Source organism: Xanthomonas sp. WHRI 7945 (assembly GCF_035026585.1).
Genome location: NZ_JAYIQP010000002.1, coordinates 184125 through 207050, shown reverse-complemented (window position 1 = coordinate 207050; position 22926 = coordinate 184125). Strand labels below are relative to the sequence as shown.

Genomic DNA, 22926 nt, shown 5'->3' with positions numbered 1-22926 from the left:
GGCGAGGCTCACGGCAGGCGCCGCAGCCGGAACACCAGCGCCACCGGCACCTGCAGCGCGGCAGGATCGAAGTGCGCGCCGGCGGGAATGTCGGCAGGATCGAGCATCGGTTCGCACACCGCCTCGATCGCCAGCCCGAGCGCGGCGCAGGCCGCATGCCAGTGGCTGTAGAGGTGCTGGGTATGGCGCACCGCGTAGCGCTGGCCGTCAGCTTTGAAATCGCGCTTCCAGCCCAGCGCGTGGCCGATCGGGTGCACGTCGCTGCACAGCACGCTGCCGCCCGGGCGGGTGGCGCGGTGCAGCTCGGCCAGCGCCGGCAGCAGCTGCGGCAGATGCCCGACGGCCAGGGCGCAGATGCTCAGGTCGGCGGCGGCATCGGCCACCGGCAGTGCGTCCAGGCTGCCTTCGCGCAGCGTGTAGCGGTTGCCGGCGCCGGCCGCATCCAGTTCGTGCGCGGCGCGGCCGAGCATCTGCGGCGACAGGTCCACGCCGGTGGCGTGCGCGGCGTTGCGCTGCAGCGCATGCAGCAGATAGCGTCCGCTGCCGCAGCCGGCATCGAGCACGCGCTGGCCGTGCAGCGTGGGCGGCAACAGCGCCAGCATGGCGCGCTGCTCGGCCTGCATCACCGGGTTGTGGGCGTGCGCCGGATAGCTCGCCGCCCACAGCGCATAGGCCTCGAACGGGTCCAGGATCGGCACGGCGCTCATGCGCGGCGTGCCTGCAGGGCGGACGGCTCGGCCGTGCGAAGCGCATCGCCCTGCAGTTCCAGGCCGGGTTCGAGCGCGAGCAGCGCGGGGTCGGCCAGCTCGGCGGCCAGCAGCTTCGGCACGCCGTCCAGCGTGACCGGCACCGCCGCCACGCCGGCGGCCTCGAACCAGTCGGCGAAATCGGGATCGGCGATGCGCGGGCGCCCATCGTGCACCACCGCGCGCAGTTCGCTGCGCGCACGGCCGACCAGGCTATGCGCCGGATCGCCGCCGCGGTCGCCGACGATCAGCAGATCCGCGGCGGTGCCGACCGCGAGACTGCCGCGCCCGGGCAGGCGCAGGATGCGTGCGGCGGCGGTGGTCGCCAGCGCCAGCGCCTGCCCGGGATCCAGCCCGTTGGCGGCGGCCACCTGCAGTTCCTCGAGCAGGTCGCGCGCGCCGCTCAGGCGCGAATCGCTGCCCAGCGCCAGGCGCCCGCCCGCGTACAGCCGGCGTGGATCCAGCGTGCGCCCCAGCAGCGCCAGGTTGCTCGACGGGCACCACACCACGGCGGCGCCACAGGCGAGCACGCGCTCGATGTCGGCGGTGCCAAGGCCCACGCCGTGGATCAGCACGCTGTTGGCGGCCAGGCAGCCGCGCTGGTCCAGTTCGGCCAGTTCGGCGGCGGCGACCGCATCGGTGCCCTCGGCCAGGTGGATCATCCACGGGCGGTCGGCGGCGGTCGCGGCGAAGCTCTGCGCCAGCGGCGGCCCATAGTCGGGTCCATGCAAGGCGTAGCTCCAGCCGAACTCGCGCAGCAGCGCGACCGGAAAGTCCGCCGCGTCCAGTTCGGCATGCCACGGATCGTGGTGGGCGACGCAGGTGACGCCGGCGAGCAGGTTCTTCAGCGCGCCGTGGCGCAGGCGCAGCGCTTTCGGCAGTTGCAGCGCGGCGGCGACGGCGGGGTCGCGGAAATGCGCAGCGAATGCCTCGATCCACGCGTAGCTGTTGGCGAACGGCGCGGTCTGCGGCAGCGGCGGCACCGCGTTGACCTGCAGGTGCTCGTGCGCATTGATCAGCCCCGGAAACACCAGGTGCCCGTGCAACGCGATCCGGTACGCCGCAGTGGCCGGCGCGGCGGCGACGCGCGCGCCGCGCAACGCCAGGGACGCGCGCAGCGCGCCGGCCGGCGTGGCCAGGCGCGCGCCGTGCAGGCAGACTTCGGCGGCAGCGGAAAGCGCGCGCATCGTTCAGCGCTTGCGCATCACGATCAGGAAGTGATCGCCCATGTCGCGCAGCAGCGGCCAGCCGCCGATGCGGTCGTCCAGCCGGCCCAGGCGTTCGCCCCAGCGCGGGTGGCGGCGATAGTGCTCGACCAGGTACGGCGGCGGCAGGCACAGGCTGAGCGCGCGATAGGATTCCAGTTCGAAATGCGCGGAGAAGGCGCGGTAGAACTCGCGCGGCAGGTAGTACCAGGTCCAGATCGTGTGCCCGTTCATGCCCACCGCGGTGACCCCGCGCGCGCCACGCACCGCGGCGCGGCGGAAGCGTCCGCGCAGCGCGTAATGGCCCACTTCCCACGGGCACAGGCGCCCGATCACCGAGAACACCAGGCGCCCGTCGCGGCGCAGCAGGCGCGCGCATTCGGCGGCCACAGCGGGCAGGTCCGGCGCGCAGTTCAGCGGGCCGAAGTTGGAATACATGCCGTCGAACTCGCCGTCGAGGCGGTCCAGTTGCTGGATGCCGACGTGCGCCGCGCTGAGCCGCCCCTGCAGCGCCGGGTCCTGCGCCCGCTGCCGGGTGCGCTCCACCATCTGCGGCGACCAGTCGGTGCCCAGCACCCGGTAGCCGCGCTGCGCGAACTCGTGGGCGTCCAGGCCGGTGCCGCAGCCCAGGTCGATCAGCCGCGCGCCGACCGGCAACTGCGCGGCCACCGTGTCCCACAGGGTGGTGCGCATGCGCTGGATCAGCTCGTTGTTGCCGCGCGGGCCGTCGTAGTCGGCGGCAACGCTATCGAAGGCGCGCTGGGTCTCCAGCAGCAGCGCCGGATCGATCGTCGCCGCGCGCGCAGCGGTGCCGGGCTTGCCATTCGCAGTCACATCCACTCTCCACTCGCCTGCCGTCGTCGTCGGGAATTGCCGTGCCGGCCGCAAGCGCGGATCGCACGGTATGCCAGTGAGTGCGGGTGGCGGGCGGTTTGGTTGAATCGCCGTGCGCGGCGTCGTGCGGATTCGCGCTTATGCGCCGCCGCCGGCCGGCGCAAGCTGCGGCATGCGTGCGGCCTGCCGGCGCCGCAGCGCGTTGCGGACGATCGCGGCGAACACGCCGAGTCCCACGCCCAGCATCAGTCCCACCGCCAGTACCAGCACCGGATTGGGAAATGCCGGGCGTTCGGGCACGTAGGCCGCCCATGGCGCGGAGGTGTCGTAGGTATAGCGCGCGCCGAGCCGGGCGCGCAGGTCGTCGCGCTCGGACTTCAGGCCGCGGATGGTCGTGTTCTTCTCCGACAGCAGCATGTTGCCGAGCAATTGCTGCTCGACGCTGCCGTTGCCCTCGGCCTGCTGTTGCAGCAGGCGTGCGCGCTCGGCCTGGGTCGCGGCGAGTTCGCTGTCGATGTCCTGCAGGCGTTCGCGCGTCTGTTGCATCGGCACGGCCTGGATGCGCCGATGCAACGCCTGCAACTGCGCCGTCGTCGCCGCGGCCAGGGCGCGCGCCTGCTGCGCCGAATCGGCACGCAGGCTCAACTCGATCAGGTTGGCATAGGGATCCGGGTCCAGCTTCAGACTGCCGCGGTACAGCGCAGCCTCGCGGCCGTTCAACGGCAGGCCCAGGCTCTGCAGCACCTGGTCCTGGAACAGCCGGGTCTTGATCCGCTCGATCACCCGCTGGAACGGCTCCAGCTTGGGATCGCGACCGGCCGGGGTCGGGCCGAATTCGCCGACCTGCACCCACGCGGTGGCCTGCCACTGGCGCGTGGCGACATGCAGGAAGGCGAACGCCAGCGCCAGCGCGACGAGCAGCGGCAGCACGCACCACGTCCATTCGCGCCGCAGGATCCGCCACAGGTCGATCAGGTAGATTTCGTCTTCTTTCATGGCAAGGTAGTTCCCGGAGAAAAAGGTGGCGACGGCGCCTGCCCCGCCCTGCCCGGCGCAGCCGCCAGCGCCGCGCGGCGGTTCGGCAGCAGCGCGCTGCCGGCGTGCAGGACCAGGCACAGCGCGATGAAGCCGGCGTTGGTCCAGGTGAAGGCCTGCGGCGCGAACGGCGACATCAGGCAGGCGTAGGCGATGCGCAGGAACACCAGCAGGTTGAACAGCGACACCGTGCTGCCGAGCAGGCGCACGCTCCACAGCAGCGTCGCGTACAGCGCCAGCATCGCGGCCAGCCCGGCGCCGGCGCCGCCGGCCAGCAGGAACGGGAAGAACTCGGTGCCGACGTTGATGTTCGGCGCATCCAGCGGAATGCCGGTGCCGGCGGTGGCGATCGAACCGCTCAGCGGCACCAGCTGGTTGACCAGGAAACTGGCGTTGACGTAGTCCTTGGCCAGCATCGCGCCGAAGTTGTACGGGCCGGCGCCGATGTACAGCAGCAGCCACTTGATGCCCTGCGGCGCGGCGCGGTACAGCGCGCCGAACGGCAGCGTCACCGAATCCAGCGAGCCCGAGCGCAGCGTGCCCAGCAGCGAGAACGCCGCGCCGCCGGCGACCAGCAACGCCACGATGGCCTTCCACGGCACCGGCCGCGCCGGATCGCGCCGCAGCAGCAGGAGCAGCGCGAAGCTGAACAACGCGGCGAAGATGCGGTTGCGGTCGATCACCAGCACCGGGAACACGAAGCCGGCGACGATCATCGCGTTGCGCAGCGCCTTGTCGCGCACGCACAGCAGCGCGATCGGCGGCAGGATCCAGCACATGTTGGACAGGTGCCGCACGTGCGAATGCAGCGGCGTCAGGTCGGCATACGCGGAAGGATTGGTGAACAGCGGGATCGGGAACAGCGTCAGGTCCAGCACGCAGAACACGCCGACCAGCGCGGCCAGGCACAGCGCGACGAAGGCCTCGCGGGTGCCGGCATAACGGCGCGCGCGAAACGCGGCCAGCGACGGCAAGCGGATGCCGTGCAGCGCATCCAGCAACAGCGTCGTTGCGGCCGCGGCGGCCAACAAGGCGACGCCGGCGGCATAGCCCGGCGGCAGATCGAAGCTGAGCAGGGTCAGCGCGCAACTGAACAGCAGCGGCAGGCCGAAATAGCTCGACGGCAGGCGCAGCAGGCGTTTCATGCGCGCTCGGCCAGCGGCGCCGCTGCGGCCGGCCGCAGGCGTGCCAGCAGCGACAGCCATGCATGCGCCAGCAAGTGGCCGCCCAGCGCCGCCGGCTGGCGCCGCAGGAACGCGATCTTGGCCGCGATGTAGTGCGCCTGCGCGTGCAGCAGCGTGCGGCACGGCGCATCGAACAGCGCCGCGCGGCGCAGCGCCACCTGCCGCGACTCGGTCAGATTGGCCAGGCGGCTGGGCAGGTGCCGGGTCCTGCTGGCGTTGGCACCGTGCAGCCGGTACGCGCAGACGCCGACGTCGATGAAGCCCAGCGCGTCGCGCGCGACCAGGCGCAGGAAGAAATCCCAGTCCTCGATATGCAGTTCTTCGTCCCAGGCCACGCGCGCCTGCAGCGCGCTGCGCCGCACCAGGGCCACCGCCCCGCTCACCGCCCAGTGCCGGATCACCGCGCGGCGGATGCCGGCGTCGCTCAGGTACAGGCGTTTGTCCACGCCGTGCAGGTCGCGCATGCTGCTCTGGTGCAGCAGGCGCCCGTCCGCATCGACCACCACCGCATCGCCGATCACCGCGGTCTTGCCCGGCGAGGCGCGCAGATAGGCGACCTGCGCGGCCAGACCGCCCGGCAGCAGGTAGTCGTCGCTGGCGCCCAGGCGCAGGAACTCGCCACTGGCCATCGCCACCAGATGGTTCAGCGTGGCGGCGATGCCGCGGTTCTCGCGCGGCCAGAACCGCACCGGGATGCGCTGTCCGTGCAGCGCGATCCACTCGGCGATGCGCGCGGCGGTGGCGTCGCTGGAGCCGTCGTCGACGATCACCAGCTCCTTGTTCGGATACGGGTCCTCCAGCACGCTGTCCAGGCAGCGCTGCACGAAGCGTTCGTGGTTGAACGCCGGCACCAGCACCGACACCAGCGGCATCTCGCCGCGCAGCCCGCGTTCGTCCATCAGCGCAACCCTCCCAGATAGCGCCGCACCACCACGACGTTGAACGCCAGGTACAGCGCATAGTTGACTGCGAATGCGTATGCCGCCCCGATCAGGCCCATGCGCGCAGTGAACAGATAGACCAGCCCCAGATAGCTGGCGGCGAACACACATTCGGAGATCACGAACAGCCGCGTCATCGCCTTGGCCAGCATCAGGTACGACAGCACGAACGAGGCGATCTTGATCACGTCGCCGACCAGCTGCGGCGCGTACAGCGGCGCAGCGGCGGCGAAGTCGGCGGCGAACAGCAGCCGCGTGATCCAGTCGCGGCACAGGTAGATCGCCGCGGCCAATGCGATCACCGCCGGCAACACGTAGCGGTAGGCGGTGCGCAGTTCCAGCAGCAGCCCGGCACGGTCGCGCAACGCTGCCAGCTTGGGCAGGTAATAGACGTTGATCGCCGTGGTGAAGAACAACAGGTAGGCCTCGGAGACCTTGCTCACCGCCTGCCAATAGCCGACCTGCTGCCAGCCGAAGGTGTCGGCCAGATGGTCGCGCACGCCGATATTGACCAGCAGCGGCAGCAGCGCCGAAGTCAGCGTCATCACCGAGAACGCGGCCAGGCGCCGGGTCATTTCCGCATCGAAGCGGATGCGCAGCATGTCGCGGCGGAAGTACGGGCTGCGCCGCAGCGCCGGCAGGCCGGCGCACAGCCACAGCACCTGCCCGGCTACCAGCGCCAGCAGCGCGCCGTACAGCTGCAGCCAGCGCGACAGCCACAGCACCACCAGCACGCTGAGCACCGAGCCGGCGACCTGGATGAAGGCCAGCCGGCGCACGTCCATGAAACCGTTGACCACCGCCAGGATGTAGTTGACCAGGGCGATGCCGAGCTGGGCCACGGCCAGCACGCAGATCAGGCTCTGGTACTGCGGATCGCCGAGCAGGCGCTGCGCGATCTGGCGGCTGAACAGCAGCGCGACCACCCCCATCACGCAGGCGGCGCAGCAGGCATAGCCCAGCGCCGCGCCGAGCAGCCGCGCCAGTTTCTGCGCATCGTCGCGGTATTCGGCCACGTACTTGACGATGCCCGCGCCGATGCCGCCGCCGGCCAGCACCGCCAGCAGCGACATCAGGCTGGTGAACTGGCCGAGCCGGGCCACGCCGGCCGGCCCGGCATACACCGCGACCAGCTTGAGCACCAGTAACGCGGCCAGCAGCTTGGCCGCGGTGGCCACGCCGCTGTACACGCCGCTGCGCAGCACGTTCATGCCGTTGTGGCCTCGAACGCCAGACAGGCGTCGATCACCCGCTGCACCGCGGCCGCATCCAGGGTCGGGTCGATCGGCAGGCTCAGCACCTCGCGGTGCAGTTGCTCGCATAGCGGCAAGCTGAGCCCGCTCAGTGCGGCATAGGCCGGCTGCCGGTGCGGCGGCAGCGGATAGTGCACCACGCAGTGAATGCCGCTGGCCAGCAGATGGCGCTGCAGCGCGTCGCGCCGGGCGCAGCGCACCACGAACAGATGCCAGGCGTGAGCCGCCTCGTCGGCCACCTGCGGCAACTGCAGCTGCGGATGCGCGATGCCTGCGCGATAGCGCCGCGCCACATCGCGGCGCAGGGCGATGTCGGCATCCAGGTAGTGCAGCTTGACCCGCAGCAGCGCCGCCTGCATTTCGTCCAGGCGCGAGTTCACGCCTTGCACCAGGTGCCGGTACTTGATGTCCGACCCGTAGTTGCGCAGCATCCGGATCTGCGCGGCCAGCGCGGCGTCGTCGGTCGTGACCGCGCCGCCATCGCCGAGCGCACCCAGGTTCTTGCCGGGGAAGAAACTGAAGCCGGCGGCGTCGCCGAAACTTCCGGCGTGGCGCCCATGCAGGCGCGCGCCGTGCGCCTGCGCCGCGTCCTCGATCAGCAGCAGGCCGTGCTGCCGCGCCAACGTCCGCAACGCGGCCATGTCCGCCAGCTGGCCGTACAGGTGCACCGCCATGATCGCCCGTGTGCGTGGGCCGATCGCCCGCTCCACGCTGGCCGGATCCAGGTTGAAGCTGACCGGATTCGGCTCCACCGGCACCGGCAGCAACCGGCTCTCGCTGATCGCCAGGAAGCTGGCGATGAAGGTGTTGCCCGGCACGATCACCTCGTCGCCGTCGCGTAGCCGGCCCAGTTCGCGGTAACCGCGCAGGATCAGGCTCAGCGCGTCCATGCCGTTGCCCACGCCGATCGCATGTTCGGTGCCGCAATAGGCGGCGAACTCGCGCTCGAACGCGTCGAGCTCCTCGCCCAGCACATACCAGCCCGAGTCGATGACCCGCGCCGCCGCGGCCTTCAGTTCGTCGGCATAGCGGGCGTTGAGCGCGCGCAGGTCCAGGAACGGCACGCTCATCGCAGGTCCCAGGCGTAGAAATCGTGGACCACGCCGCGCGCGCCGAAGCGCTCCTTCTGCGTGACCAGGCCGTCGTTGAGCACCTGGCCCTGCTGCTCGGTGGAAATGCCCAGGCTGAAGTACTCGCGCTGCGCGTAGCGGTGTTCGATCAGGTCGGCCAGCAGCAGGCTCAGCGCGTCCACGCGCCGGCCCTGTTCGGAACAGGCCAGGTACTGGGTGTGCACCACGCGGCCGAAGTCGTACAGCAGCGTGCCGGCCAGCAGGCTCTCGCCGTCGCGCACTTCGTACAGCACCAGCTGTTCCGGGAAGCGCCCGCACAACAGGCGCAGTTCCTGCAGGCTGTGGGTGGGCGTGGCGCCGTGGCGCTGCAGTACCTCGCTCAGCAGCGCATGGAACGGTGCCGGATCGTCGCTGCGCTGCACGCGCAGGCCGGCCTTGCGCGCCTTGCCGATCGAGCGCCGCCGTTCGGCGGCGAAGCGCAGCGGCTCGCGCAAGGCGATCGCCGAGGACAGGTCGCGGCGCTGCAGGCGCGCGCCGAGCCGGTGCAGGGCATAAAGATCTTCCTCCGCCGGCGACGCATGGAACAGGTGCGGCACCGCCTTGTACAGCAACTCGTGCACGCCGCGGGCGCGGTAATGCGCGGCGATCTGCTCGAACACCGCCAGTGTCGCCGTCGCGCGCAGGCCATGCGCGGACAGCAGCCCGGCATAGCTCAGCCCGGCGTGGCTGACCACGCGCGTGCCCTCGATATTGGCCGGGAACACCGCAAGCAGCGCACCGCCTCGCTCGACCAGCAGCGAGGCGTCGACGAAGCGCTCGGCGTGGTAGTCCATGTAGCCGCGCCGATGCAGCAGGTTGCCGTTGCGGGATTCGCCGATCAACGCGTCCCAGGCCGGCGCATCGGCGGCGGTATACGGCCTAACCGAAATCATCGCCACTCCCCTCGCCTGCGCCCTGCGCAAGCGGCGCCACCGCCACGCCGAAGCCGTCGCGGCCCATGTCGTTGCCGTTGTAGAACATCAGCACGCGGTCGCGGTGCCGGATCAGCGCCGGATAGCACAGCGTGCGCGCGTCCCAGCCGCCGGGCGAAAGCGCCAGGCCGAAGGCGGCGTCGCACCGCTGCCAGTGGCGGCCGTCGGCGCTGCGCGCCACGCCGGGGAAGTACGCGCCGCCGACGTTGCCGCGGGTGAAATACATCAGGTAGCCGCCCTGGTGGCGGTACACGCGCGGGCGGCCGATGCGGTATTCGCTGCCCTGCGGTTGCAGGCACAGCGTGTCCTGGCGCGGGATCGCCTGCAGGTCGTCGGTCTCGGCGTAGCGGATGTGGTAGCGCGGGAACGGCGTGCCGTCGATGTGCTCCCAGTCGTCGCCGACCGCGTACCACAGCCGCCAGCGGCCGTCCTCGTAGCGCGCCGAATGCACCGCGGCGATGGTGCTGCGCCCGGGTGCGCGGTCCAGCAGCGGCGTGTCCTGGCGGCGCTGGAACGTCTCGCCGCCGTCGTTGGACACCGCCAGTCCGGTGAAGGCCAGGAACTTGGCCTTGGCCACGCGCTGGAAGCCGACATAGAACATGTACAGACCGTCCGGCGCGGCGACCACGTCGCCGAGGATCATGCCGTTGTCGTCGAAGCAGCCGTCGCGGCCGATGTCCAGCACCGGCGCGGCGCTGACGCGCACCACCCGGGTCGGATCGTCGCCGCGCACGTCGACGTAGCCGATGCGGCTGATCCCGGCGTCGTCGCGGAAGCCGGCGTAGACCCGGATCAACTCGGCGTCCAGGCGATGCGGCGTCGGCGTCAGCGCCGAATGCCGCATCCAGCCGCCGACGCCGTCGCGTACGGTGGCGAACGCCAGGCCGCGTTTGCTCCAATCGAACATGGCGTCAGAGCGTCACGTCGAAGCTGGACTTGCCGGCCACCGCGCGCGCCGGCGCGCCGACGTAGACCCGGCCCGGCTCGGTGTCGCGGGTGACCAGCGCGCCGGCGCCGATCACGTTGTCCGCAGCGACCTTGACCCCGTCGCTGAAGGTGGCATTGACCCCGACGAAACTGCTCTGGCCGATCTCGCAGTAGCCGGAAATCACCGCATGCGAGGCGACGAACACGTGGTCGTGGATCACCGTGCGGTGGCCGATGTGGTTGCCGCTCCACAGGATGCAGTTGTCGCCGATGCGGGTGAACGGCTGCACCACATTGCCTTCGAACACGAAACAGTTCTCGCCCAGCTGCGCATTGCGCCAGACGAAGGCGTGCGAACTGACGTAGCTGGCCAGGCGATAGCCGCGGCGCTTGGCGTCGAGGAAGAACCGCGTGCGCAGCCGGTTGAGGCCGCTGGCGGGAATCGCCACGAACGCCTCGACCTCGGCCGGCGGGTACAGCCGTTCCAGGTCTTCGTACGCCACCACCGGGCGCTCGGCCAGCGTCGGCGCGGCGATGTAGTCGCGCTCGGCGCTGAAGGCCAGCACCTCGTAGTCGCTGTCGTGGCTGAAGTATTCGCAGGCGATCTGGGCCAGTTCGCCCGCGCCAATGATGACCAGCGGTTTCGCCATGGCCCTACGCCTCCTGCCTGCGTTCGCCGCCCGCTTCGCGCAGGAACTCGTCGTAGTCGAGGATGTAGTCGGCCGGATCGTAGGCCTGGTCGGCCAGCACCATCAGCACGCAGTCGCCGCTGAAATCGTACAGGTCGCGCCACACCATGCTGCCGAGCAGCAGGCCCTGGCAGGGATCGTCCAGCACCACCTGCACCGGTCCGCTGCCGTCGTCGAGCAGGAACGACACCGAGCCATGCAGGGCCACCGCCAATTGGTTCAGATGGCGGTGCGCGTGCTGCCCGCGGTGCACGCCATGCTTGGTGGCGAACAGGTAGTACACGCGCCGGATGTCGAAGGGCACGTCGCGTTGCTGCTCCAGGGCCACGAGCAGGCCGCGCTCATCGCCGTGCGTACGCAACTGGATTCGTTCGATTGCCATGAATGTGTCCGACACGGACTCCGACGCGGAGTTACCAGGCTGAGTGCTTCCGGTCGGCGCAAAGGTTGCGCCATGCCGCGCGCAACGCCGATGCGAAGGCCGCCGCCACGCCGACGCAACCTTTTGCCGCGCCCCCGGCACCCATCTGCGACCACCACTGCGCCGCCCCGCTGCGCGCTCGGCAGTGGCCGCACGGCGCCGCGAGCGGCAGCGCGCATTCCATCGACACGACCTGGACAGGGCACGCCACCATGACTTCATCCACGCAGGCCGACGACAATCTCGCCCTTTCCGAAGCGCCAGGGCATCCGCCGCGCACCTCCGCAGGCGCGGCGCTGCCGCGGCCGATGGTGGTGCTGCACTGGCTCACCGTGCTGTGCCTGGTGCTGGCGGCAGGGCTGATCCTGTTGCGCGAAGAGGTCGATGGCCGCGCCGTACGCCAATGGTTGCTGGAGGGGCATCGGCATTTCGGCCTGTTCGTACTCGGCCTGTTCTTCCTGCGCGTGGCGCTGCGCCTGCGCCTGGGCAAACGCCACGACCCCGATGCTCCCTCGCCGCTGCTGCGGGCGCTGGCCGGGCTCACCCACGTGGTCATGTACGCGCTGCTGCTGACCCTGCCGGTGCTGGGCTGGGCGCTGAGCCAGGCCATGGGCAAGCCGGTGCATCTGTTCGCCGCCACGCTGCCGGAACTGGTCGCCCCCGATCCGGATCTGGCCGACACGCTCGGCGCCTGGCACGTGTATGCCGCCTGGGCGCTGCTCGGCCTGATCCTGCTGCATATCGGTGCCGCGCTATGGCACCACTTCGTGCGCCGCGACGAAACCCTGCGGCGAATGCTGCGCTTCCGCCGCGGCTGAGCCGCGCCTTACGCCCTTCCCTCGTCCGCCGCCGCGCCGACCCGCTCAAGGACCCATCGCATGCAGACCGCCCCGTCTCCTTCTTCCTTCTTCCGTTCCGGCACGCTGCGCGGCGCCGAGCAGGTCCTGCTGTGGTCCACGCTCGGTTCGCTGTTGCTGCTGGTCAGCCCGCGCGCCGCGGCGGTACCGGCGTTCGCGCGGCAGACCGGCTCCTCCTGCGCGGACTGCCACATCGGCGCCTATGGCCCGGCGCTGACCCCGTACGGCATGCGCTTCAAGCTCAACGGTTACACCGACAGCGACGGCAACGGCACCAAGGTCCCGGTCTCGGCGCAGCTCATCGGCACCCGCAGCGTGCCGGTACGCGGCAAGACCAACAACCAGCTCAGCGAGGGCGACCTGTACCTGGCAGGGCGCGTCAGCGACAACATCGGCGGCTACATCAAGGTCTCCAGCACCAACAACGGCAAGGACAAGTTCACCACCAAGCTGGACAACGTGGACCTGCGCTTCGTCGCCAAGACCTTCAAGCTCGGCGGCAAGGACGCGCTGCTCGGGGTCAGCGTCAACAACAACCCCGGCAGCCAGGACCCGATCGGCGTGCTGCCCAACGCCTCCGGCCTGGGGCCGGCCTCGGCCTACGCCAGCTCCACCACCCTGCTCAACCAGTCCTCGCTGTCCAACCGGGTGATCGGCACCAGCGTCTACGGCGTGTACGACCGCAACTGGTACGGCGAGATCGGCACCTACAACGCGCTGCCGGTCTCCACCCAGGACGACCTCGGCTACGCGGTCGGCGGCGACCCAGGCAAGCTCAGCGACACCGGCTACCTGCGCCTGAGCTACATGAAGGACATGAAGAAGCAATTCTTCTCCGCCGGCGTGGTCGCCCTGACCACCCATCGCCAGCTGCCGCGCAGCACCGGCCCGCGCGACGACTTCACCGACCTGGGCTACGACCTGAACTACCAGTTCCTGGGCACCCGCGAGCACATCCTCAAGCTCGGCTATCTCAACATCTACGAGCGCCGCCGCTACGGCAGCGCGGCGATCGACCCGGCCGACCCCAGCGTGGCCGGGCTGCGCCGCGGCAGCATCCGCGACCAGTCGATCAACCTCAGCTACACCTACAAGCAGAGCTACGGCCTGCTGCTGGCGCACTTCATCAATACCGGCTCGGACGACGCGTTCCGCTACAGCCCGTACGGCGCCCCGGACACCACCAGCAACCTGATCAGCGCCTCCTGGGCGCCGTTCGGCAAGGACGATTCGTTCACCTCGATCGCCAATATGCGCCTGTCCGCCACCTGGTTCCGTTTCAGCAAGTTCAACGGCACCACCGGCAACGTGTTCGGCGCCCTGCCGGTGACCCGCCCGCACGACCTGAACCAGTTCTCGCTGGCGCTGAGCCTGGCGTTCTGAGCACACCTTCCCCCACGTACGGATCGTCATGAAACCAGCCAACGCAGTTCCCCTGTGGTGCACCCTGATGGCCAGCCTGCTGCCGCTCGGCGCCGCCCTCGCGCCCGCCGCGCATGCCGGCGGCGGCCTGCCCGGCGCCGGCGTGTTCGCCACCGAATGCGCCGAATGCCATAGCGCGGCGCCGGGCAAGAACAAGAAGGGCCCGACCCTGTTCGGCGTGGTCGGACGCAGCGCCGGCAGCGTGCCCGACTACCGCTACTCGGACGCGATGAAGAAGACCCAGTGGACCTGGAGCGACGACAAGCTGCGCAGCTACCTGTCCCAGCCGGCGTCCAAGGGCATCCCCGGCGCCAACATGAAGTACGACGGGCTCGACGACAGCAAGCAACTGGAAGACCTGATCGCCTATCTCAATTCCCTGCATTGAAGTCGGCACCCGGCCCCGGCATAGTCGAAACTGAACCCGGCGTCCGACGCCGGGTGTGTGCCGTGTCGCCGCCAGTGCGCAATGCCGATAATGGCGATCGTCCACGGGGCGAGCGCTCCAGCGGTGCCGCTGCCGCGCGCCCAGCGTCCTCTGCGATCCGACCTGCGACCATCGAGCGACCGTGCACAACCGCCCCTTCCGCCGCCGGCTCCCTGTCCCCGACCGCCCTGCCCGCGACCGCCATGCATGGGCATCCTGACCGGCATGACCGCGCCCGCAGGTGACCTGGCGCAGCGTGCCGCGCGCCTGCGCCCGCTGCGCGGCGCGCTGGCGCTGGCGGCGGCGCTGTGCCTGCCGGGCACGGCACTGGCGGCCAAGCTGGGCGGCGCGGTCGGGCTCAGTTCGCAATTGGTCGATCGCGGCATCGCGGTGACCGCCGACACCCCGTCCCTGCAGGTCGCCGGCTACTGGCTGCCCGCGCCGGGCTGGTCGCTGGGCGCGTCCGCCAGTACCGCGCTGGACGCGCCGGGCCACCAGTTGCTGACCACGATCGAGCTGTCGCGCAGTTGGACCCTGTCCGACAGCTGGCAGATGCAGGCCGGGCTGCTGCGCTACGACTACCCCGGCAACCGCATGAACCGCCTGTTCAACCGCAACGAGGCCAGCCTCGGCTGGTCGTACCGGGACCGGCTGAGCGTGTCGCTGGCCGCGTTCGAGCTGCCCGACAGCTACCGCGGCCGCTGGTACGGCGCGGCCGACCTCACCGTGCACCAGCCGCTGCCGGGGCAGCTGTCGCTGTCGGCCGGGATCGGCATCAGCCAGGCCCCGCCGGCCTTGTACGGGCTGGACTACGCCGACCACTACAGCTATGGCCACGCGGGGCTGATGTGGAACGCCGGCGCCTGGAGCGTGGAGATCGACCGCGTGTTCAGCGATGCGCGCAGCATCTACGCCAGGCGCGGCAACGGGATCTGGCCGTGGGTGGTCACCGTGTCGCGCGCCTTCTGATCCGCACACGCAACCTTTCCGTGCCGACCCGGCACATACCGGTGCCCGTTGCCAAGCCAGCCCTCCATGACCGACACCGATCCACTTGGCGATGCCACCGACCGCATGCTGCTCCGGCGCATGGCCGGCGGCGACCGCGATGCGCTGGCCACCCTGTACCGCAACTACCACGGGCGGCTGTGCCGGTTCCTGTCGCGGCTGACCCGGCGCCCGGACATCATCGAGGAGGCGATCAACGACTGCTTCTGGATCGCCTGGCAGAAAGCCGGCGATTTCCGCGGCGACTCGCAGGTGTCGACCTGGATCATGGGCATCGCCTACCGCTGCGGGCTCAAGGCGATCCGCCACCACAGCGACGAGGCGATCGAGGACGGGGTGAGCGCCGAAGAGCATTTCGCCTCCTCCGCCGACCCGGACGAGGACCGCGAACTGCGCGACTGGCTGGGCAAGGGCCTGGAGCGGCTGTCGGCCGACCAGCGCATGGTGGTCGAACTGGTCTACGGCCTGGGCCACAAGCTGGAAGAAGTCGCGGCGATCATGCAGTGCCCGGTGGGCACCATCAAGGCGCGGCTGTTCCACGCCCGGGTCAAGCTGCGCAACGTGCTGCCGGGATTGGCCGGCGGCGCTTCCCCTCTGACGGAGAGCGCGTCATGAAGACAGGCTTCAACGAGCCGGGCAACGAGTGCTCGCACGCCTGGGAACTGATGCCGTGGGTGCTGCAGGCCAGCGCCACGGAAGAACAACACGAGTGGCTGATCGCGCATCTGGCCAAGTGCAGCTTCTGCAGCGCCGAGTTCGCGCAGCAGAGCCGGCTGCGCATGGCGATGTCGCTGCCCAGCGACGTGCCGGTGGATGCCGAAGCCGGACTGCAGCGCCTGCTCGGCCGCCTCGACGCGCCCGAGCCGCAGCGCCTGCCGGCGCGCGTGCGCCCCAGCTGGACCACACGGGCGCTGGTCGCCGCGGCGCTGGTGCAGGCGGTCGGGCTGGGCGTGCTCGGGGTCAGGCTGTCCGCCAGCGACCAGAGCCAGGGCGCCAGCTACCGCACCCTCAGCGACACCGCGCAGCCGCTGGCGAGCGACGCGATCCGCGTGGTGCCGGATGCGCGCATGACCCTGGCCGACTGGGACGCGGTGCTGCGCAAGCTGCAACTGCGCGTGGTCGGCGGCCCCAACGGCGCCGGCGCCTACACCGTGGTGCCGGTCCAGGCCGGCTCGCCGGCGCAGCCGCAGCGCAGCGTGCAGCAGTTGCGTGCGACGCCCGGCATCCGCCTGGCGGAACCGATTTCCGCCCCATGAACCTGCGTCGCGCCTGCCTGCTCGTCGCCTGCCTCGCCCTCGGTGGCTGTGCCCATGGCGGCCGCGGCGGCGCGTCTGCGGCGGCCCCGGCGACGCCGGCGAAGACGCCGGCCATGGACGCCTCGCCGGCCTTGGACAGCCAGCGCCAGATCGTGCTGGCGGTGGCCAACCCGATGGCCGCGCCGGGCCGGCATGCCGGCTCCAACCTGATCGGCTATGCCTCTTCCAAGTACTACGGTGCCGGTACCCAGGCGGTGGCGACGCTGGACGCGCTGACCCAGCGCTACGGCCTGCGCCAGGTGACCGGCTGGCCGCTCAAGCCGCTCGGCCTGTACTGCGTGGTGCTGGAGCCGACACCGGGCATCGAGCGCGACACGCTGCTCGCGGCCCTGGCCAAGGACGAACGCGTCGCCCTGTCGCAGCCGCTGCAGGACTTCGCCACCTACGCCGATCCCGCGCCCGCGCCGGCCAGGCCCGCGCAGGCGCTGCGCTACAACGACCCCTACGTGGACATGCAAAGCGGCTTCGCCGCGACCAACGCCGCCACCGCGCAGGTGCTGAGCCAGGGCCAGGGCGTGGGCGTGGCCATCGTCGATACCGGCGTGGATACCGCCCACCCGGACCTGCAGGGCCGGCTGCGCGAGGTGCGCGACCTGGTCGGCGCCGACCCCGCCGCATTCAATCGCGATCACCACGGCACCGAAGTGGCCGGGATCATCGCCGCCGGCAGCAACAACCGTCTCGGCATCGTCGGCATGGCGCCCAAGGCCATGCTCGACGTGTACAAGGCCTGCTGGTATCCGCAGCGCGCCGGGGCCGGCGCGGGCTGCAATTCCTTCACCCTGGCCAAGGCCTTGGTCGCGATCGGCGACACCCGCGCGCGCATCGTCAACCTGAGCCTGGGCGGCCCGGCCGACCCGTTGCTGCACAAGCTGCTCGAGCAGTTGCTGCGGCAGGGTCGCATCGTGGTCGCGGCGATGCCGCCGGACGGCCGCCTGGACGGCTTTCCCGACGCCACCCCGGGCGTGATCGTGGTGCGCACCAGCGGCACTACCCCGTCGCCGCCGGGCGTGCTCAGCGCGCCGGGCGAAGACATCCTCACCACCCAGCCCAACGGCGGCTACGACTTCACCTCCGGCTCGTCGATGGCCACCGCGCATGTCAGCGGCGTGGTCGCGCTGCTGCTGGCGCTGGCGCCGCAGCTGGACGCGCGCAGCGTCCACGAACTGCTGCAGCGGACCAGCCGGCAACGCGACGGCCTGCTGCAGGTCGATGCCGCCGCCGCGGTGCAGGCCCTGCCCCGCGCCGCCGCTGCTGCGCGCTGAGCGTGGCGGCCATGGCCAAGTGGATTCCGCAATGGATGCATCGGCTCGCCTCGCCGGCGACGTTCTACCGCGTCGCCGGCACGATCCGGCCGTGGACGCTGGGCGCGGCGCTGCTGCTCGGCGCGGTCGCGTTCTACGGCGGCCTGGTGCTGGCGCCGCCGGACTACCAGCAGCACGACGCCTACCGGATCATCTTCATCCACGTGCCCAGCGCCTGGATGAGCCTGTTCGTCTATGTCGCGATGGGCGCGGCCGGTTTCGTCGCCCTGGTCTGGCGGCTGAAGCTGGCGGAAGTGGCGTGCATGGCCTCCGCCTCGATCGGCGCCGCGTTCACCTTCATCACCCTGTGCACCGGTTCGCTGTGGGGCAAGCCGATGTGGGGCACGTGGTGGACCTGGGACGCGCGGCTGACCTCGGAACTGGTGCTGCTGTTCCTGTACCTGGGCGTGATCGGCCTGTACCGCGCGATCGAGGATCCGCGCCAGGGCGCGCGCGCCGCGGCGCTGCTGGCGCTGGTCGGGCTGATCAACCTGCCGATCGTGCATTTCTCCGTGGTCTGGTGGAACACCCTGCACCAAGGCTCCACGGTGCGCGTGCTCGGCCCGTCGAAGATGCCGCTGGCGATGCTGTGGCCGCTGCTGACCGCGGTGCTGGCGAGCAAGTGCTACTACCTGGCCAGCCTGCTCGGGCGCATGCGCACCGATCTGCTGGCGCTGGAGCGCGGCAAGGGCTGGGTACGTGCGCTGGCGCTGGCCGCACCTGCATCCGCGGCGGCGCAGGCGACGACAGCCATGCCGGCGGAGCGCGCGGCATGAGCGGCTTCTGGGCGATGGGCGGCTACGCCGCCTACGTATGGACCGCCTACGCGCTGTTCCTGCTGGTGCTGCTGCTGGACACGCTGCTGCCGCGCTGGCGGCAACGGCGCCTGCTCGCCGAGACGCGCGCGCAGGTGCTGCGCGAACAGGCGCGCCACCAACGCGGCGCCTCTTCCCGCTTGCCCGGTACCGCCGATGAACCCCACCCGTAAGCGCCGCCTGTTGCTCGTGCTGCTGGTGCTGGGCGCCGCCGCGCTCGCCACCGGCCTGTTCGTGCTGGCCCTGCAGCACAACATCAGCTACCTGTTCACGCCGAGCCAGGTGCAGGCCGGCCAGGCCGACGGCTACCGCGTGTTCCGCCTCGGCGGCATGGTCAAGGCCGGCTCGATCCGGCGCAGCGCCGATTCGCTGCGGGTGGAGTTCACCGTGATCGACAAGTCCGGCGCCACCGCGGTCGCCTACACCGGGATCCTGCCGGACCTGTTCCGCGACAACCAGGCGGTGATCGCCACCGGTTCGCTGCATGGCGCCGGGTTCGTCGCCACCGAGGTGCTGGCCAAGCACGACGAGACCTACATGCCGCAGGAACTGAAGGACGCGATGGCGCAGGCCCATGAGGGTCGCACCGCGGCGACGGTTTCCGCGTCGGCCGCCACCTCCGCGACGCCATGACGCGGATGCCGCCCTGCCGCGCCGCGCTGCGCTGGCCGCACTCGGCTGCCCTGCCGCGATGACCGCCGAACTGGCCCAGCTCGCGCTGATCCTGGCCCTGCTGCTGGCGCTGGCGCAGGGCGTGCTGCCGCTGCTCGGCGCCTGGCGCGGCGATCGCGCGTTGATGGCGGTGGCGCGGCCGGCCGCCGGCGCGCAGGCGCTGTTCGCCTGGCTGGCCTTCGCCCTGCTCGCGTATGCGCTGCTGCGCCTGGATTTCTCGGTGCGCTACGTCGCCGCCAACGCCAACCTGGCGCAGCCCTGGTACTACCGGCTGGCCGCGGTATGGGGCGCGCACGAAGGCTCGCTGCTGCTGTGGATCGCCATCCTCGATCTGTGGACGGTGCTGCTGGCGCGCAGCAGCCGGCACCTGCCAGAGGCGTTCGCCGCACGCGTGCTGGGTGTGCTCGGCCTGGTCGCCGCCGGTTTCCTGGCCTTCGTGCTGTTCACCTCCAACCCGTTCGCGCGGCTGTCGCCGATGCCGCTGGACGGCAACGAACTCAACCCGGTGCTGCAGGACCCCGGCATGGTGTTCCACCCGCCGGTGCTCTACACCGGCTACGTCGGTTTCTCGGTGGCCTTCGCCTTCGCCATCGCCGCCCTGCTCGGCGGCGAACAACAGCAGGCCTGGGTGCGCTGGGCGCGGCCGTGGACCAATGTCGCCTGGGGCTTCCTCACCGCCGGCATCGTCGCCGGCAGCTGGTGGGCCTATGCCGAACTGGGCTGGGGCGGCTGGTGGTTCTGGGATCCGGTGGAGAACGCCAGCTTCATGCCGTGGCTGGTGGGCGCGGCGCTGATCCACACCCAGGCCGTCACCGAAAAACGCGGCGCGCTCGGCGCCTGGACCCTGCTGCTGTCGATCCTGGCCTTCTCGCTGTCGCTGCTGGGTACGTTCCTGGTGCGCTCGGGCGTGCTGACCTCGGTGCACGCCTTCGCCGCCGACCCGCGCCGCGGCCTGTACATCCTCGGCTTCCTGATCGTGGCGGTCGGCGGTGCGCTGCTGCTGTACACGCTGCGCGCGCCGCGGCTGGCCGCCGGCAAGCCGTTCGCGGCGCTGTCGCGGGAAACCGCGATCCTGGTCGGCAACCTGATGCTGACCGTGGCCGCGGCGATGGTGCTGCTGGGCACGCTGTTCCCGCTGCTCGGCGACGCGCTGCGCTTGGGCAAGGTCTCGGTCGGCCCGCCGTACTTCGGCCTGCTGTTCCCGCTGCTGATGCTGCCGGTGGTGCTGCTGCTGCCGTTCGGCCCCTACCTGCGCTGGGGCCGGACCGAACCCGGCGCGCTGCAGGCGGTGGCCGTGCGCGCGGTGCTGGCCGCACTGGCCTGCGCACTGGTCGCCTTCGTGCTGACCGACGGCTCGGCACGCGCGGTGGCCGGGGTCGCCGCCGCGGCGTGGATCGGCGTCGGCACCGCGCTGTACGCGTACAAACGCCTGCGCGAAGCGCCGCGCGGCCGCCGTTTCCCGGCGGAGCTGGCCGGCATGCTGCTGGCCCATGCCGGCGTGGCGGTGTTCGTGGCCGGCGTGCTGCTGTCGGAAAGCCTGTCGATCGAGCGCGATGTGCGCCTGGCGCCGGGGCAGAGCGAGCAGATCGGCGGCTACGCGTTCCGCTTCGACGGCGTGCGCATGATCGAGGGCCCCAACTGGAAGGCCGAGCAAGGCACGCTGACGGTGAGCCGCGACGGTGCGGCGGTGGCGGTGCTGCATCCGCAGAAGCGCCTGTATTCCAGCGAGCGGATCCAGACCGAGGCGGCGATCGATGCCGGCGTCACCCGCGACCTGTACGTCGCGCTGGGCGAGCCGATGGACGACCAGCACATCGAGAACGCCTGGACCCTGCGCCTGTACTACAAGCCCTTCATCCGCTGGATCTGGCTGGGCGGCCTGCTGATGATGCTCGGCGGGTTCGTCAGCGCCTGCGCACGCCGGCTGCATTCGCCGCACGCGGTCGCGCACGCTACGGGCCTGGTCGCGCCTGCCGCCCCGGTGGCAGCGGGCGTATCGCCATGAGCCGGCTGCTGCCCCTGCTCGGCTTCCTGCTGCTGGCCGCGCTGTTCGGCTTCGGCATCTACTGGAGCCGCGCGCACGACCCGCGCGAGGTGCCCTCGCCGCTGATCGGCAAACCGGCGCCGGCGTTCTCGCTGCCGCGCCTGGACGACCCAGCGCAGCGCGCAGGCAGCGCCGACTTGCACGGCCGCCCCTACCTGCTCAACGTGTTCGGCAGCTGGTGCCTGGCCTGCGGCGAGGAGCATCCGGTGCTGCTGGCGCACGCCAACGATCTCGGCGTCGCCCTGGTCGGCTACGCCTACAAGGACGACCCGCGCGACGCGCGCGCCTGGCTGGCGCAGCGCGGCAATCCGTATGCGCTGGTGGTGGTCGACCAGGACGGCCAGCGCGCGATCGACTTCGGCGTCTACGGCGCCCCGGAAACCTTCCTGGTCGATGCCCAGGGTGTGATCCGCTACAAGCATGTCGGCGTGCTGACGCCTGCGGTGATCGCCGAAGAACTGCGCCCGGCGATCGCCGCGCTGGACGGAACGCAGCGATGAGCGGGCCATTCGCGCGGACGCCACGCAGCCGGCCATGGACCACGCCGTGGCTGGCCTTGCTGGCCTTGCTGCTGCTCGCCCACGCCTTGCCGGCGGCGGCGCAGGCGGTGGATCCGTTGCCGTTCCAGGATCGGCAGCAAGAACTGCGCTTCCAGCGCCTGACCGCGCAATTGCGCTGCCTGGTCTGCCAGAACGAGAACCTGGCCGACTCCAACGCGACGCTGGCGCGCGATCTGCGCCACCAGGTGTTCGCGCAGTTGCAGGCCGGCCGCAGCGACGCGCAGATCAAGCAGTACATGGTCGATCGCTACTCGCAGTTCGTGCTCTACGACCCGCCGCTGGCGCCGGCGACCTGGCTGCTGTGGTTCGGTCCGCTGCTGTTCCTGTTCGGCGGCGCAGCCATGGTCGTGGCCACGCTGCGGCGCCGGGCCGCCGCAGCGGCGCACGCGCCGCCGGAACAGGAGCCGGAAGAACAATGGTGACGGCCGGTTTCTGCATCGCCGCCACGCTGATGGTGGCCGTCGCATTGAGCGCATTGCTGTGGCCGCTGCTGCGCCGGCGTCCGGGCGCGCGCATGCTACGCATCGCCGCCGCGGCGCTGCTGGCAGCGACGCTGCCGCTGGCGAGCGCCGGCCTGTATCTGCTGGTCGGCGACCCGGCCGCACTTGCCGGCGTGCCCGTGCAGGCCCCACCGGCGCCCGACCCGGCCGTGGCGCAGCGAACACTGCAGCAATGGCTGGAGAAGGCCGCCGTGGCGGTGCAATCGAAACGCAGCGCCGAAGCGCGCGACGCCTACGCGCAGGCGTTGCGGATCGATCCGGACAACAGCGAGGCGATGCTCGGCTGGGTCGAGGCGGACATGGCGCAGCAAGCCGACTTCGCCGTCGGCGCGACCGCGCACGGCATGCTCGAGCGCGTGCTCGCGCAGCAACCGGACAACCAGCGCGCCCTGTGGATGCTCGGCATCGGCGAATTCCAGCGGCAGCATTACACCAAAGCCGCGGTGCGCTGGCGTCACCTGCACAGCCTGCTGCCAGACGCGTCCCCGCTGCGCGAGGCGGTGGCTCAGAAAATCGCTGCCGCCGAAGCGATGGCCGCGGCGCCTGCTCCCACGAGCGCTGCGACGCGCTGAAGCTGGCTCGACCTAGTGCCTTCGCCGGCGGCCGCACCTGCTCGGAGAGCGGTCTTGATCCTGTCTTTTCAGCGCAGGCGGCATTTGAATGGCTTCGCAATGTGGTTCGCTCGTGCATGCAAGTCTTGGATCCCAAGCCTTCCGGCCGTTCGG

At 70.9% G+C, this 22926-nt stretch carries 26 protein-coding genes; 14 read left to right on the top strand and 12 right to left on the bottom strand.

Annotated features, from left to right (window positions below; all coding sequences use genetic code 11):
• Window positions 1-8 precede the first annotated feature (8 nt).
• From VDQ83_RS02835 to VDQ83_RS02780, 12 genes are all read right to left on the bottom strand, one after another.
• Window positions 9-707: a class I SAM-dependent methyltransferase gene (locus tag VDQ83_RS02835; RefSeq protein ID WP_455433771.1), complete on the bottom strand. Its 699-nt coding sequence runs from the start codon at window positions 705-707 to the stop codon at window positions 9-11.
• The gene (locus tag VDQ83_RS02830; protein WP_455433770.1) at window positions 704-1933 is read right to left on the bottom strand and encodes an amidohydrolase family protein; all 1230 of its coding nucleotides are present in this window, start codon (window positions 1931-1933) and stop codon (window positions 704-706) included. The genes VDQ83_RS02835 and VDQ83_RS02830 overlap by 4 nt, the downstream gene beginning before the upstream one ends.
• Before the next feature lie 3 nt (window positions 1934-1936).
• Window positions 1937-2785 (bottom strand): class I SAM-dependent methyltransferase, encoded by an 849-nt coding sequence (locus VDQ83_RS02825; protein WP_455433769.1) that lies wholly within the window; start codon window positions 2783-2785, stop codon window positions 1937-1939.
• Window positions 2786-2923: 138 nt separating this feature from the next.
• The gene (locus tag VDQ83_RS02820) at window positions 2924-3781 is read right to left on the bottom strand and encodes a Wzz/FepE/Etk N-terminal domain-containing protein (protein ID WP_455433768.1); all 858 of its coding nucleotides are present in this window, start codon (window positions 3779-3781) and stop codon (window positions 2924-2926) included.
• Window positions 3778-4965 carry a hypothetical protein gene (locus tag VDQ83_RS02815; RefSeq protein WP_455433767.1) on the bottom strand — a complete coding sequence of 396 codons (1188 nt, stop codon included), beginning with the start codon at window positions 4963-4965 and terminating at the stop codon, window positions 3778-3780. Before VDQ83_RS02815 ends, VDQ83_RS02820 begins: the two co-directional genes overlap by 4 nt.
• Window positions 4962-5903 carry a glycosyltransferase gene (locus tag VDQ83_RS02810; protein WP_455433766.1) on the bottom strand — a complete coding sequence of 314 codons (942 nt, stop codon included), beginning with the start codon at window positions 5901-5903 and terminating at the stop codon, window positions 4962-4964. The genes VDQ83_RS02815 and VDQ83_RS02810 overlap by 4 nt, the downstream gene beginning before the upstream one ends.
• Window positions 5903-7156: an O-antigen translocase gene (locus tag VDQ83_RS02805; protein WP_309915937.1), complete on the bottom strand. Its 1254-nt coding sequence runs from the start codon at window positions 7154-7156 to the stop codon at window positions 5903-5905. The genes VDQ83_RS02810 and VDQ83_RS02805 overlap by 1 nt, the downstream gene beginning before the upstream one ends.
• A complete protein-coding gene (locus VDQ83_RS02800) occupies window positions 7153-8268 on the bottom strand; it encodes a DegT/DnrJ/EryC1/StrS family aminotransferase (protein ID WP_309915934.1) in 1116 nt (371 codons plus the stop codon). Before VDQ83_RS02800 ends, VDQ83_RS02805 begins: the two co-directional genes overlap by 4 nt.
• Complete coding sequence (locus tag VDQ83_RS02795; RefSeq protein WP_455433765.1) at window positions 8265-9200, bottom strand: GNAT family N-acetyltransferase; 936 nt, start codon at window positions 9198-9200, stop codon at window positions 8265-8267. The genes VDQ83_RS02800 and VDQ83_RS02795 overlap by 4 nt, the downstream gene beginning before the upstream one ends.
• Entirely contained in the window at window positions 9187-10146 is a 960-nt protein-coding gene (locus VDQ83_RS02790) for a hypothetical protein (RefSeq protein WP_455433764.1), read from the bottom strand. The genes VDQ83_RS02795 and VDQ83_RS02790 overlap by 14 nt, the downstream gene beginning before the upstream one ends.
• A 4-nt stretch (window positions 10147-10150) precedes the next feature.
• A complete protein-coding gene (locus VDQ83_RS02785; protein ID WP_455433763.1) occupies window positions 10151-10816 on the bottom strand; it encodes an acetyltransferase in 666 nt (221 codons plus the stop codon).
• 4 nt (window positions 10817-10820) lie between these two features.
• Window positions 10821-11237, bottom strand: a complete 417-nt coding sequence (locus tag VDQ83_RS02780; RefSeq protein ID WP_455433762.1) for a sugar 3,4-ketoisomerase — start codon at window positions 11235-11237, stop codon at window positions 10821-10823.
• A gap of 347 nt (window positions 11238-11584) precedes the next feature.
• On the opposite strand from VDQ83_RS02780, the gene VDQ83_RS02775 reads away from it, so the two are divergent.
• From VDQ83_RS02775 to VDQ83_RS02710, 14 genes are all read left to right on the top strand, one after another.
• Complete coding sequence (locus VDQ83_RS02775) at window positions 11585-12094, top strand: cytochrome b (RefSeq protein WP_455433832.1); 510 nt, start codon at window positions 11585-11587, stop codon at window positions 12092-12094.
• A gap of 60 nt (window positions 12095-12154) precedes the next feature.
• The gene (locus tag VDQ83_RS02770; protein ID WP_455433761.1) at window positions 12155-13516 is read left to right on the top strand and encodes a cytochrome C; all 1362 of its coding nucleotides are present in this window, start codon (window positions 12155-12157) and stop codon (window positions 13514-13516) included.
• 28 nt (window positions 13517-13544) lie between these two features.
• Window positions 13545-13943 carry a c-type cytochrome gene (locus tag VDQ83_RS02765; protein WP_263398320.1) on the top strand — a complete coding sequence of 133 codons (399 nt, stop codon included), beginning with the start codon at window positions 13545-13547 and terminating at the stop codon, window positions 13941-13943.
• Window positions 13944-14189: 246 nt separating this feature from the next.
• The gene (locus tag VDQ83_RS02760) at window positions 14190-14951 is read left to right on the top strand and encodes a hypothetical protein (protein WP_455433760.1); all 762 of its coding nucleotides are present in this window, start codon (window positions 14190-14192) and stop codon (window positions 14949-14951) included.
• A 66-nt stretch (window positions 14952-15017) separates the two neighbouring features.
• Entirely contained in the window at window positions 15018-15605 is a 588-nt protein-coding gene (locus VDQ83_RS02755; RefSeq protein ID WP_263398318.1) for an RNA polymerase sigma factor, read from the top strand.
• Window positions 15602-16246, top strand: coding sequence for a zf-HC2 domain-containing protein (locus VDQ83_RS02750; RefSeq protein WP_263398317.1), 645 nt, complete (start codon window positions 15602-15604; stop codon window positions 16244-16246). Before VDQ83_RS02755 ends, VDQ83_RS02750 begins: the two co-directional genes overlap by 4 nt.
• On the top strand, window positions 16243-17571 hold the full coding sequence (locus tag VDQ83_RS02745; RefSeq protein WP_455433759.1) for a S8 family serine peptidase: 1329 nt from the start codon (window positions 16243-16245) through the stop codon (window positions 17569-17571). Before VDQ83_RS02750 ends, VDQ83_RS02745 begins: the two co-directional genes overlap by 4 nt.
• A gap of 11 nt (window positions 17572-17582) precedes the next feature.
• A complete protein-coding gene (locus tag VDQ83_RS02740; RefSeq protein WP_455433758.1) occupies window positions 17583-18386 on the top strand; it encodes a heme ABC transporter permease in 804 nt (267 codons plus the stop codon).
• The gene (gene ccmD, locus VDQ83_RS02735; RefSeq protein WP_455433757.1) at window positions 18383-18598 is read left to right on the top strand and encodes a heme exporter protein CcmD; all 216 of its coding nucleotides are present in this window, start codon (window positions 18383-18385) and stop codon (window positions 18596-18598) included. Before VDQ83_RS02740 ends, ccmD begins: the two co-directional genes overlap by 4 nt.
• Window positions 18582-19058 carry a cytochrome c maturation protein CcmE gene (ccmE, locus tag VDQ83_RS02730; protein ID WP_455433756.1) on the top strand — a complete coding sequence of 159 codons (477 nt, stop codon included), beginning with the start codon at window positions 18582-18584 and terminating at the stop codon, window positions 19056-19058. Before ccmD ends, ccmE begins: the two co-directional genes overlap by 17 nt.
• Before the next feature lie 58 nt (window positions 19059-19116).
• On the top strand, window positions 19117-21102 hold the full coding sequence (locus VDQ83_RS02725) for a heme lyase CcmF/NrfE family subunit (protein ID WP_455433755.1): 1986 nt from the start codon (window positions 19117-19119) through the stop codon (window positions 21100-21102).
• On the top strand, window positions 21099-21641 hold the full coding sequence (locus VDQ83_RS02720; protein ID WP_455433754.1) for a DsbE family thiol:disulfide interchange protein: 543 nt from the start codon (window positions 21099-21101) through the stop codon (window positions 21639-21641). Before VDQ83_RS02725 ends, VDQ83_RS02720 begins: the two co-directional genes overlap by 4 nt.
• The gene (locus VDQ83_RS02715; protein ID WP_455433753.1) at window positions 21638-22123 is read left to right on the top strand and encodes a cytochrome c-type biogenesis protein; all 486 of its coding nucleotides are present in this window, start codon (window positions 21638-21640) and stop codon (window positions 22121-22123) included. The genes VDQ83_RS02720 and VDQ83_RS02715 overlap by 4 nt, the downstream gene beginning before the upstream one ends.
• A complete protein-coding gene (locus tag VDQ83_RS02710; protein WP_455433752.1) occupies window positions 22117-22773 on the top strand; it encodes a tetratricopeptide repeat protein in 657 nt (218 codons plus the stop codon). The genes VDQ83_RS02715 and VDQ83_RS02710 overlap by 7 nt, the downstream gene beginning before the upstream one ends.
• The last annotated feature ends 153 nt before the right edge of the window (window positions 22774-22926 follow it).

Excerpts from the sequence above, each read along its gene's own strand:
- VDQ83_RS02835 (WP_455433771.1), bottom strand. The coding sequence starts at position 707 with ATGAGCGCCGTGCCGATCCTGGACCCGTTCGAGGCCTATGCGCTGTGG.
- VDQ83_RS02830 (WP_455433770.1), bottom strand. The coding sequence starts at position 1,933 with ATGCGCGCGCTTTCCGCTGCCGCCGAAGTCTGCCTGCACGGCGCGCGC.
- VDQ83_RS02820 (WP_455433768.1), bottom strand. The coding sequence starts at position 3,781 with ATGAAAGAAGACGAAATCTACCTGATCGACCTGTGGCGGATCCTGCGG.
- VDQ83_RS02815 (WP_455433767.1), bottom strand. The coding sequence starts at position 4,965 with ATGAAACGCCTGCTGCGCCTGCCGTCGAGCTATTTCGGCCTGCCGCTG.
- VDQ83_RS02810 (WP_455433766.1), bottom strand. The coding sequence starts at position 5,903 with ATGGACGAACGCGGGCTGCGCGGCGAGATGCCGCTGGTGTCGGTGCTG.
- VDQ83_RS02805 (WP_309915937.1), bottom strand. The coding sequence starts at position 7,156 with ATGAACGTGCTGCGCAGCGGCGTGTACAGCGGCGTGGCCACCGCGGCC.
- VDQ83_RS02800 (WP_309915934.1), bottom strand. The coding sequence starts at position 8,268 with ATGAGCGTGCCGTTCCTGGACCTGCGCGCGCTCAACGCCCGCTATGCC.
- VDQ83_RS02795 (WP_455433765.1), bottom strand. The coding sequence starts at position 9,200 with ATGATTTCGGTTAGGCCGTATACCGCCGCCGATGCGCCGGCCTGGGAC.
- VDQ83_RS02790 (WP_455433764.1), bottom strand. The coding sequence starts at position 10,146 with ATGTTCGATTGGAGCAAACGCGGCCTGGCGTTCGCCACCGTACGCGAC.
- VDQ83_RS02785 (WP_455433763.1), bottom strand. The coding sequence starts at position 10,816 with ATGGCGAAACCGCTGGTCATCATTGGCGCGGGCGAACTGGCCCAGATC.
- VDQ83_RS02780 (WP_455433762.1), bottom strand. The coding sequence starts at position 11,237 with ATGGCAATCGAACGAATCCAGTTGCGTACGCACGGCGATGAGCGCGGC.
- VDQ83_RS02775 (WP_455433832.1), top strand. The coding sequence starts at position 11,585 with ATGGTGGTGCTGCACTGGCTCACCGTGCTGTGCCTGGTGCTGGCGGCA.
- VDQ83_RS02770 (WP_455433761.1), top strand. The coding sequence starts at position 12,155 with ATGCAGACCGCCCCGTCTCCTTCTTCCTTCTTCCGTTCCGGCACGCTG.
- VDQ83_RS02765 (WP_263398320.1), top strand. The coding sequence starts at position 13,545 with ATGAAACCAGCCAACGCAGTTCCCCTGTGGTGCACCCTGATGGCCAGC.
- VDQ83_RS02760 (WP_455433760.1), top strand. The coding sequence starts at position 14,190 with ATGGGCATCCTGACCGGCATGACCGCGCCCGCAGGTGACCTGGCGCAG.
- VDQ83_RS02755 (WP_263398318.1), top strand. The coding sequence starts at position 15,018 with ATGACCGACACCGATCCACTTGGCGATGCCACCGACCGCATGCTGCTC.
- VDQ83_RS02750 (WP_263398317.1), top strand. The coding sequence starts at position 15,602 with ATGAAGACAGGCTTCAACGAGCCGGGCAACGAGTGCTCGCACGCCTGG.
- VDQ83_RS02745 (WP_455433759.1), top strand. The coding sequence starts at position 16,243 with ATGAACCTGCGTCGCGCCTGCCTGCTCGTCGCCTGCCTCGCCCTCGGT.
- VDQ83_RS02740 (WP_455433758.1), top strand. The coding sequence starts at position 17,583 with ATGGCCAAGTGGATTCCGCAATGGATGCATCGGCTCGCCTCGCCGGCG.
- ccmD (WP_455433757.1), top strand. The coding sequence starts at position 18,383 with ATGAGCGGCTTCTGGGCGATGGGCGGCTACGCCGCCTACGTATGGACC.
- ccmE (WP_455433756.1), top strand. The coding sequence starts at position 18,582 with ATGAACCCCACCCGTAAGCGCCGCCTGTTGCTCGTGCTGCTGGTGCTG.
- VDQ83_RS02725 (WP_455433755.1), top strand. The coding sequence starts at position 19,117 with ATGACCGCCGAACTGGCCCAGCTCGCGCTGATCCTGGCCCTGCTGCTG.
- VDQ83_RS02720 (WP_455433754.1), top strand. The coding sequence starts at position 21,099 with ATGAGCCGGCTGCTGCCCCTGCTCGGCTTCCTGCTGCTGGCCGCGCTG.
- VDQ83_RS02715 (WP_455433753.1), top strand. The coding sequence starts at position 21,638 with ATGAGCGGGCCATTCGCGCGGACGCCACGCAGCCGGCCATGGACCACG.
- VDQ83_RS02710 (WP_455433752.1), top strand. The coding sequence starts at position 22,117 with ATGGTGACGGCCGGTTTCTGCATCGCCGCCACGCTGATGGTGGCCGTC.